Annotated in this window: 13 protein-coding genes; 9 read left to right on the top strand and 4 right to left on the bottom strand. The window is 43.8% G+C overall.

Annotation, left to right across the window (positions count from 1 at the left end):
• Positions 1-80: 80 nt before the first annotated feature.
• Complete coding sequence (locus K7R11_RS06190) at positions 81-1,184, bottom strand: Glu/Leu/Phe/Val family dehydrogenase (protein ID WP_224489520.1); 1,104 nt, start codon at positions 1,182-1,184, stop codon at positions 81-83.
• A 140-nt stretch (positions 1,185-1,324) separates the two neighbouring features.
• On the opposite strand from K7R11_RS06190, the gene K7R11_RS06185 reads away from it, so the two are divergent.
• From K7R11_RS06185 to K7R11_RS06155, 7 genes are all read left to right on the top strand, one after another.
• Complete coding sequence (locus K7R11_RS06185; RefSeq protein WP_224489519.1) at positions 1,325-3,085, top strand: ABC transporter ATP-binding protein; 1,761 nt, start codon at positions 1,325-1,327, stop codon at positions 3,083-3,085.
• Positions 3,086-3,159: 74 nt separating this feature from the next.
• Positions 3,160-3,543 carry a PUR family DNA/RNA-binding protein gene (locus K7R11_RS06180; protein ID WP_224489518.1) on the top strand — a complete coding sequence of 128 codons (384 nt, stop codon included), beginning with the start codon at positions 3,160-3,162 and terminating at the stop codon, positions 3,541-3,543.
• Between the two features lie 80 nt (positions 3,544-3,623).
• Positions 3,624-6,131, top strand: coding sequence for a M14 family metallopeptidase (locus K7R11_RS06175; RefSeq protein WP_224489517.1), 2,508 nt, complete (start codon positions 3,624-3,626; stop codon positions 6,129-6,131).
• A 342-nt stretch (positions 6,132-6,473) separates the two neighbouring features.
• Positions 6,474-7,916 (top strand): S41 family peptidase, encoded by a 1,443-nt coding sequence (locus K7R11_RS06170; RefSeq protein ID WP_224489516.1) that lies wholly within the window; start codon positions 6,474-6,476, stop codon positions 7,914-7,916.
• A 245-nt stretch (positions 7,917-8,161) separates the two neighbouring features.
• A complete protein-coding gene (locus K7R11_RS06165; RefSeq protein WP_224489515.1) occupies positions 8,162-8,554 on the top strand; it encodes a DUF1398 domain-containing protein in 393 nt (130 codons plus the stop codon).
• Between the two features lie 117 nt (positions 8,555-8,671).
• The gene (locus tag K7R11_RS06160) at positions 8,672-9,388 is read left to right on the top strand and encodes a VIT1/CCC1 transporter family protein (protein ID WP_224489514.1); all 717 of its coding nucleotides are present in this window, start codon (positions 8,672-8,674) and stop codon (positions 9,386-9,388) included.
• A 277-nt stretch (positions 9,389-9,665) separates the two neighbouring features.
• Positions 9,666-10,766, top strand: coding sequence for a DUF6920 family protein (locus K7R11_RS06155; protein WP_224489513.1), 1,101 nt, complete (start codon positions 9,666-9,668; stop codon positions 10,764-10,766).
• Between the two features lie 164 nt (positions 10,767-10,930).
• On the opposite strand, the gene K7R11_RS06150 is transcribed toward K7R11_RS06155, so the two are convergent.
• Both K7R11_RS06150 and K7R11_RS06145 read right to left on the bottom strand, forming a co-directional pair.
• Positions 10,931-11,269 carry a tRNA-binding protein gene (locus K7R11_RS06150; protein ID WP_224489512.1) on the bottom strand — a complete coding sequence of 113 codons (339 nt, stop codon included), beginning with the start codon at positions 11,267-11,269 and terminating at the stop codon, positions 10,931-10,933.
• Between the two features lie 14 nt (positions 11,270-11,283).
• Positions 11,284-11,586, bottom strand: a complete 303-nt coding sequence (locus K7R11_RS06145; RefSeq protein WP_224489510.1) for a phosphoribosylpyrophosphate synthetase — start codon at positions 11,584-11,586, stop codon at positions 11,284-11,286.
• Between the two features lie 174 nt (positions 11,587-11,760).
• On the opposite strand from K7R11_RS06145, the gene K7R11_RS06140 reads away from it, so the two are divergent.
• The gene (locus K7R11_RS06140) at positions 11,761-12,318 is read left to right on the top strand and encodes a thioredoxin family protein (RefSeq protein ID WP_224489508.1); all 558 of its coding nucleotides are present in this window, start codon (positions 11,761-11,763) and stop codon (positions 12,316-12,318) included.
• 116 nt (positions 12,319-12,434) lie between these two features.
• The gene (locus tag K7R11_RS06135; RefSeq protein WP_224489506.1) at positions 12,435-13,067 is read left to right on the top strand and encodes a peroxiredoxin; all 633 of its coding nucleotides are present in this window, start codon (positions 12,435-12,437) and stop codon (positions 13,065-13,067) included.
• A 9-nt stretch (positions 13,068-13,076) separates the two neighbouring features.
• Here the strand turns inward: K7R11_RS06135 and K7R11_RS06130 are convergent, their stop codons facing one another.
• On the bottom strand, positions 13,077-13,622 hold the full coding sequence (locus K7R11_RS06130) for a YfiT family bacillithiol transferase (protein ID WP_224489503.1): 546 nt from the start codon (positions 13,620-13,622) through the stop codon (positions 13,077-13,079).
• Positions 13,623-13,660 lie beyond the last annotated feature (38 nt).

Below are 13,660 nucleotides of genomic sequence, written 5' to 3'. Positions count from 1 at the left end.
CTTATAATATTGAAAAATAAAGGCGAAAGTTATTTTCAACTTTCGCCTTGCAAAAATAAAACTATTTTAGAAACCCGTCCTTATTTTTTAGCTTCCATTTTTCTGTTATCAATACGCTCCTGAGCAATACGCAGGGCAGACTGATGAGTGGTACATCCATTATTTTCAGAATGCGCAAAGATATCCAGCGTAGTATTGAAAATATTTTCAGTTTTTCTCATGATCTCATGCTTCCCGTATCCTTCCAGCTCGGCATATACGTTGATGATACCTCCGGCATTGATAAGGAAATCTGGCGCATAGGCAATGCCCCTGTCCTTGAGCATCTGTCCGTGGCGCAGCTCGTCGGCCAGCTGGTTGTTTGCTGCCCCGGCTACGATTTTAGCCTTTAGCAACCCGATCGTATCATCGTTCAGGGTAGCCCCGAGCGCACAAGGCGCATAAATATCAACATCGGCATTGTACACCTGGTTACTTTCCAGGATAATGGCATTGTATTTGAGGCGAAGGGCTTCCAGACGCGCTTCATTGATATCACTTATAAAGACCCGGGCACCTTCATTGGTAAGGTACTCTACCAGGGTCTCCCCAACGTGACCTACACCTTGTACCAGCACCTTCTTATCTTCAAGACTGTCGTCTCCGAACTGGTACCTGGCCGCTGCCTTCATCCCCATAAACACCCCATAGGCAGTGATAGGAGAAGGGTTTCCGGCACCCCCCTTATCTTCTGAGATCCCGGTAACAAAAGGCGTTACTTCCCGCACCGTATCCATATCAGAAGTTTCCATTCCCACATCTTCAGCGGTGATATATTTCCCGCTAAGTGAATGCACAAACTCCCCGAACCTTCGCATCAGCTCCGGTGTTTTCTGAGTTCTGGCATCCCCTATTATAACGGCCTTCCCACCACCAAGATTAAGTCCGGTGATCGCCGATTTATAGGTCATCCCCCGTGAGAGTCGCAGCACATCGTTCAGCGCTTCCCATTCACTGGCATAATTCCACATGCGGGTTCCGCCCAATGCCGGCCCGAGAACAGTGTTATGAATACCAATTATTGCCTTTAAACCTGTATCTTTGTCCTGGCAAAAAACAACCTGTTCATGATCATTAAAAGAAAGCTGACCAAATACCGGGTCAACTTTTTTAATTTCAGCCGAAGCTATTACATCTGAAACCATCTTATTATTAGAGTTTGGTTTGTTTTGAATTTAGATATTATCAAAAAATAAGTACAAAAATAAAGGATTATTCAATATAAAAACCCCTCAGGGCCCCTGTATTGAATTATTATCAGTTTTGAATTTTTTCCAATATTGCTATGAAAGAACTTCGATATATTAACAAATTCTTTAAGAAATATAAATGGAAACTCCTTATCGGCGTGGTAATCACGATCATAGCCAGGGTCTTTTCCCTGGTCATGCCGGAGTACATTCAGTACTCTGTTGATGCGATCGAGCCCTACCTTCTGGAAGGGGCTACAGACATCGAAAGCATTAAATCCATTCTTTTAAAGAACATTATTATCATTATTGCATCGGCGGCTCTTTCGGCCCTGTTCACCTTTTTGATGCGACAAACCATCATTAATGTTTCACGGTATATCGAATTCGATATGAAGAACGAGGTGTTCGATCAATACGAACGGCTAAGCCTGAACTTTTACAAAAAGAACCGTACCGGGGATTTAATGAACCGCATTAGCGAGGATGTGGGAAAAGTGCGTATGTACGGCGGTCCTGCCCTGATGTACAGCATTCAGACCCTTACCCTGTTTGTATGTGTTATTCCGCTGATGTTCTATACCGCACCGAAACTCGCCCTTTACACCCTGATTCCTCTTCCGATACTGTCGATACTCATATACCGGATCAGCCGGATCATTCATATGAGGAGTACCAAGGTCCAGGAATTCCTCTCTGAGCTCTCCACCTTTACACAGGAGACCTTTTCAGGGATCTCTGTGATCAAGGCCTATGGTATCGAAGCCAGCGTGAACGGACAATGGAAACAACTGGCCAACCAGGGCAAACAGACCAGTATGGCCCTGGCCAGTGTGAATTCATGGTTCTTTCCACTCATGATCCTCCTTATCGGAATTAGTAACCTCTTCGTGATCTATATGGGAGGTATTCAATACATCAATGGTGAGATCGCCACCACCGGGGTCATCCTGAAGTTCATCATTTACGTGAACATGCTCACCTGGCCTGTGGCCACCGTTGGCTGGGTAACCTCTATCGTACAAATGGCGGAAGCATCCCAGAAAAGGATCAATGAATTTCTCAACGAAGATCCGGAGATCAAAAGTCCACAGGTTCCGGAAAAAGACATCCGCGGGAAGATCGAATTCGACAATGTGAGCTTCACCTATGACGACACCAACATCACAGCCCTTAAAAATATCAGTTTTAAAATAGAATCCGGGGAGACCCTGGCCATTATCGGAAAAACAGGGGCGGGAAAATCGACCATTCTCGAACTGATCGCCAGGTTGTATGATGTAACTTCCGGGGAGATTCGCATAGACGACCAACCCATTGAAACTTTTAACCTGGAATCCCTGCGTAAAAACATCGGAGCCGTACCCCAGGATGCCTTTTTATTCTCAGACACCATCGGTAACAACATCCGATTCGGAAAGGCAGACGCCTCCAAAGAAGAGATTGTAGGGGCAGCAAAACAGGCTGCCGTACACATGAACATTGCAGGGTTCAGCAAAGGCTATGACACCATCCTGGGCGAAAGGGGTATTACCCTGAGTGGCGGACAAAAACAACGGGTATCTATAGCCAGAGCCCTGATCAAAGATCCGAAAATCTATCTTTTTGACGACTGCCTGTCTGCTGTAGATACCGAAACAGAAGAGGAAATTCTGGGCAATTTAAAAGAGGTGGCAGACCGTACCACCACCATAATTGTTAGCCACAGGATCTCTTCGGCAAAAAATGCAGATAAAATTATCGTACTCGACGAGGGCCATATCATACAACAAGGTTCTCACAATCAATTAATAAGCCAGGAAGGGTATTATAAGGAACTTTACTTAACCCAATTGTCAGAAAAAGAAAACTCCTGAATTTGTTGGTATATTTCATTTTTTTTTACATTTTTGATTTTGTTAACATTTAATTAAAGCACTTAGGAGAGATTATGAGCGATAAAGGTTTTGAAGAGAAAGATGAGATTTTCTCTAAAGTTTTAAGAGCCGGAAGAAGAACGTATTTCTTTGATGTAAGAAGCACCAAGGCTGGAGATTATTACCTCACCATAACCGAAAGTAAAAAGTTTACTCACGATGATGGATCTTATCATTACAAGAAACACAAGATCTATCTCTACAAGGAAGACTTTCATTCTTTCCAGGAGATCCTGGAAGAAATGACCAACTTCGTTATCGAGGAAAAAGGAGAAGAAGTGATCTCCGAACGTCACCAGAAAGACTTTAAAAAAGAACGCAATCACGAATCTGAAGATACCGTAAATGAAAGTGCTACAGCTGAAAAATTCAGCGACATCAGTTTCGAGGACCTTTAATGCATTGCTACAATACACTAAAGCCACCTTCCAAAAAGAAGGTGGCTTTTTTTGTTAAAAAAAACCAAATTTACACCCCTATGAAAACACTCACTACTCTAATGATGAGCTTCCTGGGCTTTATGGCTATTGCCCAGGACAGCATTGAACTATCGTATTACCTGCCTGAAAACACGACCTATAACCAGGACATTCCTACTCCTGAATCCATTATAGGTCACGAGGTAGGAGAATGGCATGTTACCCATGACAAGCTCCTTACCTATATGTATGCCGTTGCCCAGGCATCGGACCGGATTACCCTGGAAAACCGCGGCACTACTTATGAGGGCCGTCCGCTGATCCTGCTTACTATTACCGCACCGGAAAATCATGCTAACCTGGAAAGCATCAGAAAGGAACACCTTTCCCTGGTAAAAGGGGATACCTCCAAGGACGTCTCTGAAATGCCCATCGTAGTATATCAGGGCTTTTCCATTCACGGGAACGAACCCAGCGGCTCCAACGCCTCTATGGCCCTCGCCTACCACCTGGCGGCAGCAGAAGGACCTGAGATCGAAACCATGCTTAAAAATACGGTCATCCTCTTCGATCCAAGTTTCAACCCCGATGGTTTGCAACGCTTTGCTTACTGGGCAAACACTAATAAGAATTCAAACATGACCCCGGATCCTAATGACCGGGAATATCACGAGGTATGGCCCGGAGGAAGAACAAACCACTACTGGTTTGACCTGAACCGGGACTGGCTTCCCGTGCAACTGCCGGAAAGCAGGGCGCGTATTGCCACCTTCCATAAGTGGATGCCCAATATCCTTACCGACCATCATGAAATGGGCACCAATTCCACGTTCTTCTTTCAGCCGGGAGAACCCATGAGGGTGCATCCGCTTAGCCCGGATATGAACCAGAAATTAACAGGAGAGATCGCCAAATACCATGCGGCAGCCCTGGACAAGATCGGCTCCCTCTACTTTTCAGAGGAGAACTACGACGATTACTACTACGGAAAAGGCTCCACCTTTCCGGATGTAAACGGAAGTATCGGTATCCTTTTCGAGCAAGGAAGTTCAAGAGGACATATGCAGGAAAGTGAAAATGGAGTCCTAACCTTTCCTTTTACCATCAGAAACCAGTTTACCACCGGACTTTCCACCCTTCAGGCAGCCAACGCCCTGCGCACAGACATACTCGGCTACATGAGAGATTTCTACAGGGAAGTAGCCTCTGAAGGTCAAAACTGGATCTTCGGAGACGAGAAAGATGCCGCCAAGACCTACCATCTTGCTGAGATCCTTAAAAGACACGAGGTGGAACTTCTCTCACCTTCCGAGGCTATCACCGTAGATAACAAGACCTACAAACGGGGGTATAGCTATATCATCCCTAAAACCCAGAAGAATGCAAGGCTGGTACAGGCTATGTTCGAAAAAAGAACCACCTTCCAGGACAGTCTTTTTTATGATATCAGCGCCTGGACCTTCCCGTTGGCCTTCAACCTGGATTACACCACCCTGAAGTCGGTACCTCGCAACACCACCCCTGTAACTCCGGAATTAAACCAGGGACAGGTAAGCGCGAAAAGCAATTATGCCTACCTCTTCGAATGGCATGAGTATTACACCCCTAAGGCCCTGAATACGATCTTAAATGCAGGTCTGAGAGCCAAGGTAGCCAGAACTCCTTTCGAGGTGGAAGGAAGAACTTATGATTACGGTACCATAATGATCCCTGTGGAAGGACAAAAAATGGATGCCGACGCCATGTTCAGCACCCTCGAGGACATTGCAAAAAACAGTCACCTGACTATTTACGGGGTAAACACCGGCCTCACCAAGGGGATCGACCTGGGAAGCGGCGATTTCGAGCCGGTTCAACCCCAGAAGATCGCCATCCTGGTAGGCGAAGGTATCCGCTCTTATGACGCAGGAGAGATCTGGCACCTCTTTGACCAGCGTTATGATATTTCCCTAACCAAGCTGGACCTGGGGTACTTTAACAGAACCGACCTTTCTGAATACACCGCCATCATTATGCCGAGCATGAGCAGTTGGGCAATTGATGAGAGCGGGGTCAACAAACTCAAGGAATGGGTCAAAGAAGGTGGTAACCTGATCGGGTACAGAAATTCTGTAGAGTGGCTTAAATCCAAAGGCATGCTCAAGACCGAATACAAAAAGGCCGAGCAGGAGCCGGTGGCTAAAAATATTAGCTTTGAACAAAAAGAAGATTTCAGAGGAGCCCAGGTAACCGGGGGAGCCATCTTTAATACCAAGACCGATCGCTCCCATCCTGTGAACTGGGGGTACAAGAATGACGAAGTGGCCATGTTCAGAAATACGAATATCTTTTTAAAACCGGACGAACAAAGCTACAACAACCCGATCCGCTATACAGAGAACCCATTATTAAGCGGATACATCTCTGAAGAGAACCTGGAACTCTTAAAGAACAGTGTTCCCTTCCAGACCAACAATATGGGCCGTGGCCAGGTAAGCGGATTTACAGACAACACCAACTTCAGAGCCTTTTGGTATGGTACCAATAAGCTCCTGATGAACACCATTTTCTTCGGAAACATCATGTAACAAAATGAAAATCAACAAGAAAAAAGCATCCTCATCGGGATGCTTTTTTTATGTTTACAAATAAGTTGTACGTAATATTTCAAAACCAAAAAAATCAAAGGTGATATCAGGGATACGATTTATCCAAAAAAGGGAAAGAGAATTAAAAGACTTAAGTTTAAGACCCTCCCCCCTAAAGGAACTGCAAATAGTTAATATTCTAATTCAACAAGGGGCTGCTACCAAGCCTTCCCTCTTCCTCACTTTCTGCATTAATTCTTTTCCCAATATGTCCTGCTCTTTTGGTTCTCTCTTAGTATTTAAACTCCCCTGAAGCATAATACAATCAGACCATCAAAAAAGATGAAAAAGAAAATAGTTTGGTTAATAGTTATAAGCTTGTTAGTTGTGTTGAGCTATCTCCTGTTAAGGACTGATCCACCCATGGATGATTCCATCAGGTTTATTGAGACCGATAGTTACCTGACCAAAAAAGAAATGATAAATGACATTGATACTTTAACTGCCACCATTGAAAAGATACATCCCAATCCCTATCGATTTATTCAAAAAGAACGCCTCCTTTCAAAGGTTGACTCTCTTAAAACGCATCTTCCAGATAGTTTAACGAGAATAAATTTCTGGAGACTTTTGGATAGAATCATAATCAGTTATAACGATGCTCATTCTAAAATAGAAGACAGCTATGTCCTAACAGATTACGTTAAAAAACAAAACCGCTTTTTCCCCTTATCTGCCAGAATTGAAAAAGATAAAATACGTATTTCAAACAATCAAAACACCGAACAGGATTTATCTGATGGAACAGAAATAACAGAAATAAATGGAATATCGGCAAGAGATATCATCAGGGATTTACTTCAACACGCTGCAAAAGAAACCCACTCGCTTAAACTTCTTGAAATTTCAGACGATTTTGGATTCTATTTATGGAAGACCTACGATTGGAGCTCTGAATTCGCCATTCAATACAAAAACGATGAATCAACCTTTTTAGATTCCATCGTTTTAAAGGGGGTAAAATGGGGAAGTCGGAAAAACTCGGCCAAAAGCGAAACCGACTCCAATAGTTTTAAAATTTTAAACAATGATGCAGGATTATTGAAAATTGTCAACTTCAATGGTGATGAAAATGAAATTAAAAACTTTTTCAAGCAATCCTTCAGATCATTGGCAGAACATAATATATCGCATTTAATATTGGATTTTCGGAGACACAGTGGAGGAACTGACAGCTATGGCGAACATTTGGCAAAATATTTCGCCAAAGAGCCCTTTAGAAAACTTTCAAAAGCGTACTGGAAAATAACCCCTGAATTTAAGGAAGCATTTGACAGAAGGTTTGTTCCTGAAACGATCCGGTGGTTTAAACCCATTTATTTGGTTAATGAATATTCAAGAATTTTTTACGGAGCAAAACAAAATGAAATGGTAACGGTCAATTATGAATTGAAACAACCCCTGCCTGAAGAAGAAAGATTCCATGGAAATGTTTACCTGATCACAGACCATAACACCTTTTCAGCAGGCTCCATTTTTGCAGAAATGTTTAAGTACTATAATATGGGAAAGATCATTGGACAGCCAACAGGTAATTTATATTCCTTCAACGGATTTGCCTTGGCCAATTTCACTCTGCCTCATTCAAAACTATCATATCAGGTCTCTTCAGTGTATAATGTCGCTAATAACCAAGAGGAAGGATTAAAATCTGTTGAACCCGACGATAGTATTGGCTTGGAAGAAGACCCTTTGGAATATATTATCGACACCTATATCCGATAATGGGTAGCCATATGCAGAGAATTCTGAACATCCTGTCATGAATATTAAACTATAATCTGGCTACCGCGGTCATACAAGCTCTTGCCCCCTACGCTAAAAAATAGTAATTTCATAAAGCCCCTCCTGCCCTCCCCATGAATTCCAGGCAATAGTAACAGCCCAGCGCCGGGAAGTATCGAAACCAAAGTCTTACTGAAACCTGTATCCTGAACCCATGGAATCATTAATAACCAAATAAAGGAGGTATGTTTTCAACAGATCAGATTCAAGAAGCTTTTTCCAAAGTGAAAAGTGGTTCAGACTTCCCTCAATTTGTACAAGAACTGAGAAACATTGGGGTAACGCATTACGACAATTATGTTTCAGATGGAAGAACCACGTATTATGGATTGAACAACTTTAGCCTTGACGCAATGCCAAAATACCCCAAACTTCCTGTAAATGAACAAAGTTCATCCGATCGTCTGAAACACGCCATTTCAATTCACCAGCAGGGGCAAACGGATTATTCGACATTTTGCGAACAGGCTGCAGAGGCTGGAGTGGAAAAATGGACCACTCATATGAAGGAAATGACCGTTACCTATCTGGATAAAAAAGGTCGGAAATTACTTATTGAACCTATACCCAAACCCTGATGCATGTATCAGAGTCAGCAAGTAACCTGCCTCTTCCCGTTACGGAAAGAGCATCAGCACTTAAACCAGTAAGCAGAGATAACCCCTGCAGGACTTAAAATTAAACCACATATACAGATGGCAACAAAATCAAAGGAATTGGACCATTACCTGGATATCCATTATATACACCGAAGTAATTGGCTCAGAGCGGCTGTTCTTGGAGCCAACGATGGTATTTTATCTACCGCGAGTATTGCCATCGGGGTTGCCGCTGCCAGTGATATCCGGGAACCTGTTATCCTGGCCACCTTAGCCGGGTTGGTTGCCGGGGCGTTATCGATGGCGGCCGGAGAATATGTTTCAGTAAGTTCACAAACCGATGTTGAAAAGGCGGATATCGAAAGGGAAAAACAAGAATTAAAAGAAATGCCGGATATCGAATTGCAAAGACTGGCAGAGATCTACGAACAAAGAGGACTCAAAAAGGAAACGGCCCTGTCGGTAGCTAAAGAACTCACAGAGCACGACGTATTAGGAGCGCATATCAGGGACGAATTAGGCATTAATGAGATCAGCCAGGCCAAACCCATACAAGCCGCATTTGCTTCCGGGGCGGCATTTACGGTTGGCGGTTTACTACCCTTTTTGGTAACACTGTTCCTGCCTTTGCAAACCATGGAATATTCGCTTTATGGTTTTGCCTTATTTTTCCTGATCGTACTGGGTGCTTTAGCCGCCAGAACCGGAGGTTCCAGTATCAGAAAAGCGGTTATTCGAATTACATTCTGGGGTACTGTGGCTATGGGGCTCACTGCGCTGGTGGGGTATTTATTCAACGTGAATATTGGATAAAAAACCATCAAGGTTAAAAAGGATGCTTACACGCCCTTTTTGCTCTCTGTGATTCTATTATTTTTTCTATATTGGAAATCAACTATTTACAATCCAACCCTAACCCTGAACCGGGAACAAGCCTCTAAAATCCCAACAGATGCTCCTAACTTTAGCCAGGATGACTAGGAAGATCAGCCCCCTCTCTCTATTTGGAGAATAAAGAACACATCGGAGGATCGTGAAGTTTACATTAAGGAACAAAGACACCAACTTCCCACCACTAACAGGAAATACAATGCGAATAGCGCTAACGCTCATCATAGGAATTCACGGACTAATTCACCTATTCGGTTTTTTCAAGGCATTTGTATTTCCCGGTTTCCAGGGAATAACTCAACCTGTTTCAAAATTTGCAGGGATGATCTGGCTTCTGGCCTTCCTGCTCTTCGCCATTACCCTTTTCCTTTACAGGATACGTTCTCAGGCATGGTGGTTGTTTTGCTGTATCGCTTCCATTACCTCCCAGGTGCTCATCCTTTCCCTTTGGTCGGATGCTAAAACAGGAACCCTGGTAAATGTAGTGCTTCTCCTAGCGGTAATTCTGAGCTATGCTGATTTTCGCTTTCGGAAACTTATCGAAAAGGAAAGAAGTGTATTATTTCAGCATTTGAAAACCATTAACGACAGGATAGTCAATGCAGCCGACCTCTCTGCCCTACCCCCTGCAGTTCAAAAGTGGCTCTTTCATAGTGGTATTACTGGGAAACCTTTGATCTCCAATGTACATCTCACCCAGGAACTGGAGCTCAGGCTAAAACCAGGCCAGAAAAAATGGATCAAGGCCTCGGCCGAACAATATTTCACGGTGCACCCCCCTGCTTTTCACTGGAACCTGGAAACAAAGATCGCCCCGTTTTTAAGCATGTCAGGCAGGGATAAATTCGAAAACGGGAAAGGCGAAATGCTCATTAAACTGTTTTCTCTTTTTACGGTGGCACATGCGAAAAATAATGCAAAAACGGATGAAGCAACCATACAGCGCTACTTAGCAGAGATCGTTTGGTTCCCAACGGCAGCTTTGAACGACTATATTCAATGGGAGGGCCTGGATGATCTTTCTGCCAGGGCCACCATGGAACACAAAGGAACAAAAGGTTCAGGGATATTTTATTTTGATGAAAACGGACAGTTTGAAAAATTTGTCACCACGCGGTTTATGAATAATAAGGACGAAGAACCTGTAAAGTGGATAGTAACCGCAACTGAAACTGAAGTGCGTAACGGAATCAAAATACCCACCGCCTGCGAGGCAACCTGGCACTTAAACACCGGGCAATGGACCTGGTTAAAATTGAACATTGGAACTATTGAATACAACCAGGAGATAAAGCAATAACCGAAACCCTATACCCGTTCTAATATTATATCTTTTCCTTATAGATCAAGGGAAAAAAGGAACTTTCAGGAAGGTACTTTAGATCTCCCTTGAATTTTTTGATACCGGGTTTATTGAACGATCTCAGGCAGGGTCGGGAAAAGGCTTTTAAATTCCTAAATGACCTACAACACCCGCGTCCCGTTGGCCACCTTGCGTTCCGGTTGCAACAATACCACCCCAGGCTCCGATCCGACCACCCCCAGCACCAGGCATTGGCTCTGAAAGTTAGCGATCTGCTTTGGGGGAAAATTCACGACAGCTACTACCTGTTTCCCCAACAGATCGTAGCGATCATAGATATCGGTGATCTGGGCAGAGGACTTTCGAACACCAAGTTCCGTCCCAAAATCGATCTTTATCTTATAAGCGGGTTTTCTGGCCTCCGGAAAACATTCCACAGACACTACAGTACCCACCCTGATCTCGATCTTTTCAAAATCCTTCCAGGTAATTTCCCCCATATCCATTTCCGGAATTAAAGCATTTTTAATTTATCCAGGATATCCCTGGGGATCTGGTCTGAGTAGGCACCATAAGCATCAACCAGCAATCCTTTTTCGCCGTTCGATGCCTCTATAACATAGAGTACAGAACTGTCGTCGGGGTTGGTATTTCCTTCAAAGCGAAAATGTTTGACCACCTTCAGATCTTCAGCCTTATGCAGGGTGCCATTCGATTTATTCTCGATCCCTTCTTCATGAAGATTGAAATCGTGTGAATACCCTTCCTTCTTTAGGGCCTCTATAGCCACCGAGAGACTCGGATATGTGTTTTCCATAACGTTTTGATGTTTATATCTTGGTTAACAGGAAGTTACAAAACATTACCCCCATTGCCAAACACAATGTCCTCAAAAATCCCATAGATATCAGATCTCAATACGGGATAAGTTTAGCGGTGTTAAAGAATAATTGTATATTTCTGGAAATACCTAAAAAACACCACATACATTATGGCAAAAACAGAAAGTAATATGCTCCCACTTGGCACCAAGGCACCGGATTTTGAACTTTTAGATACCGTATCCGGGAAAAAACTCAAGCTTAGCGATGTTTACGGCGAAAAGGCTACCGTGGTCATGTTCATCTGCAATCACTGCCCTTATGTAAGACATATCAACAAAGGCATTTCCAAGCTGGCCAAGGACTTTGTCGATAAAGAAGTTGGTTTTGTAGCCATTTCAAGTAATGACATTGAAAAATACCCGGAAGATGCTCCTCACAAAATGAAGGAGAATGCCGAAGAGCACGACTTTATCTTCCCTTACCTTTATGACGAGACCCAGGAGGTAGCCAAGGCATACGACGCTGCCTGTACTCCGGATTTCTATGTCTTCGACGACCAGCTTGAACTCATCTACAGAGGTCAGTTTGACGATTCCCGTCCCGGAAACAGCATGCCGGTGAGCGGACGCGACATCCGAACCGCCCTCGACGCCTCTCTCATGGGTATGAAAACCTATAAAAAACAAAAGCCCTCTATAGGCTGCGGGATAAAATGGAAATCCTGATCTACAGGATCCCCCATTGCCTTGATAATGAAAATTTTAACAGTGTTTTATAAGAAGAATGAAGTGATCTCTGTTTGAATTCTACTAGCTTAGTAGAGTAATAAAATTCAGAAATCATGTCAAATTTACGTTTAGGGGATAAGGCCCCGAATTTTCAGGCAGCAACCAGTGAAGGACCCATCGATTTTTACGAATACCTGGGAGACAGTTGGGGAATTCTATTTTCTCATCCTGCAGACTATACTCCGGTATGCACCACAGAATTAGGAACCGTAGCCAAATACAAGGATGCCTTTCAAAAGCGCAACACCAAAGTTCTGGCGTTGAGTGTGGATGGAACCGAATCCCACAAGGGGTGGATCCGGGACATCAATGAAACCCAAAACACAGAGGTCAACTTCCCTATTATTGCGGATGAAGACCGAAAGGTGAGTGATATGTACGGGATGATACACCCCAATGCCGACGATACACTCACTGTACGTTCTGTATTTGTGATCGCACCGGACAAGACCATTAAGCTAATGATCACCTATCCGGCATCGACGGGAAGAAATTTTGATGAACTGCTCAGGGTGATCGACTCCCTGCAGTTAACAGCCTATAAAAAAGTAGCCACCCCAGCCAATTGGAAACAGGGTGAAGAAGTCGTAATAAGTCCTTCTGTATCCAACGAAGAGGCCAAAACACTTTTCCCTAAGGGATTTAAGGAGGTAAAGCCCTATCTCCGGCTTACCCCGCAACCTTAGTGCATGAGGTCATGGCCAGTTATTGCTTTCCTTAAGACTTCTGATATGCCCAAGGTGATGCATGCAATGCCAACTGTACTGGCACACCAACTGGGAGAGGATTATTTCCTTACCGAATCCGGGATGATACAGCACAAGCTGCCATTGTCCCGGGTTTAGAGCTTTAAGAAGATACACCCATTTCCTGTGAAGGGCTTCTAAAAGTGACATACTCATCTCTATCGGGGTACCGTTCACATCCGGAAGTTTGGCCCATTCCCCTTCCCTGTAGGTTTTAATTTCCGGTGTATCCTCAGTAAGAGTCCACTTAAACCGAATGTAGGCATTCATATGGCTGTCAGCAACGTGATGCACTACCTGTCGAAGCGTCCAGCCTTCAGGACGATAGGGGGTATCCAGTTGGGCGTCATCCAACCCCTCTACCTCCCCTTTCAGAAGCTCCGGGAAAGCCTTGATTATTGAAATGCTCTTTTCCACATCTTCCAAAGAGGGTTTCCCGGGCAAAACAAAGCGCCCGATGGGATAGCGCAATAATTCCAATTCTTGTTTTTCCATAAAATAAAAAATCCTGTTGCCTAAAGATAAGGTAACAG

This window comes from Robertkochia flava, assembly GCF_020166515.1.
Classification (GTDB): Bacteria; Bacteroidota; Bacteroidia; order Flavobacteriales; family Flavobacteriaceae; genus Robertkochia; species Robertkochia flava.
Note: the sequence above shows the minus strand (reverse complement) of the source record. Positions and strands in the feature narration are given on the sequence as shown.

Excerpts from the sequence above, each read along its gene's own strand:
- K7R11_RS06140 (WP_224489508.1), top strand. The coding sequence starts at position 11,761 with ATGGCAAAAACAGAAAGTAATATGCTCCCACTTGGCACCAAGGCACCG.
- K7R11_RS06130 (WP_224489503.1), bottom strand. The coding sequence starts at position 13,622 with ATGGAAAAACAAGAATTGGAATTATTGCGCTATCCCATCGGGCGCTTT.
- K7R11_RS06160 (WP_224489514.1), top strand. The coding sequence starts at position 8,672 with ATGGCAACAAAATCAAAGGAATTGGACCATTACCTGGATATCCATTAT.
- K7R11_RS06185 (WP_224489519.1), top strand. The coding sequence starts at position 1,325 with ATGAAAGAACTTCGATATATTAACAAATTCTTTAAGAAATATAAATGG.
- K7R11_RS06180 (WP_224489518.1), top strand. The coding sequence starts at position 3,160 with ATGAGCGATAAAGGTTTTGAAGAGAAAGATGAGATTTTCTCTAAAGTT.
- K7R11_RS06170 (WP_224489516.1), top strand. The coding sequence starts at position 6,474 with ATGAAAAAGAAAATAGTTTGGTTAATAGTTATAAGCTTGTTAGTTGTG.
- K7R11_RS06155 (WP_224489513.1), top strand. The coding sequence starts at position 9,666 with ATGCGAATAGCGCTAACGCTCATCATAGGAATTCACGGACTAATTCAC.
- K7R11_RS06135 (WP_224489506.1), top strand. The coding sequence starts at position 12,435 with ATGTCAAATTTACGTTTAGGGGATAAGGCCCCGAATTTTCAGGCAGCA.
- K7R11_RS06145 (WP_224489510.1), bottom strand. The coding sequence starts at position 11,586 with ATGGAAAACACATATCCGAGTCTCTCGGTGGCTATAGAGGCCCTAAAG.
- K7R11_RS06165 (WP_224489515.1), top strand. The coding sequence starts at position 8,162 with ATGTTTTCAACAGATCAGATTCAAGAAGCTTTTTCCAAAGTGAAAAGT.
- K7R11_RS06150 (WP_224489512.1), bottom strand. The coding sequence starts at position 11,269 with ATGGGGGAAATTACCTGGAAGGATTTTGAAAAGATCGAGATCAGGGTG.
- K7R11_RS06175 (WP_224489517.1), top strand. The coding sequence starts at position 3,624 with ATGAAAACACTCACTACTCTAATGATGAGCTTCCTGGGCTTTATGGCT.
- K7R11_RS06190 (WP_224489520.1), bottom strand. The coding sequence starts at position 1,184 with ATGGTTTCAGATGTAATAGCTTCGGCTGAAATTAAAAAAGTTGACCCG.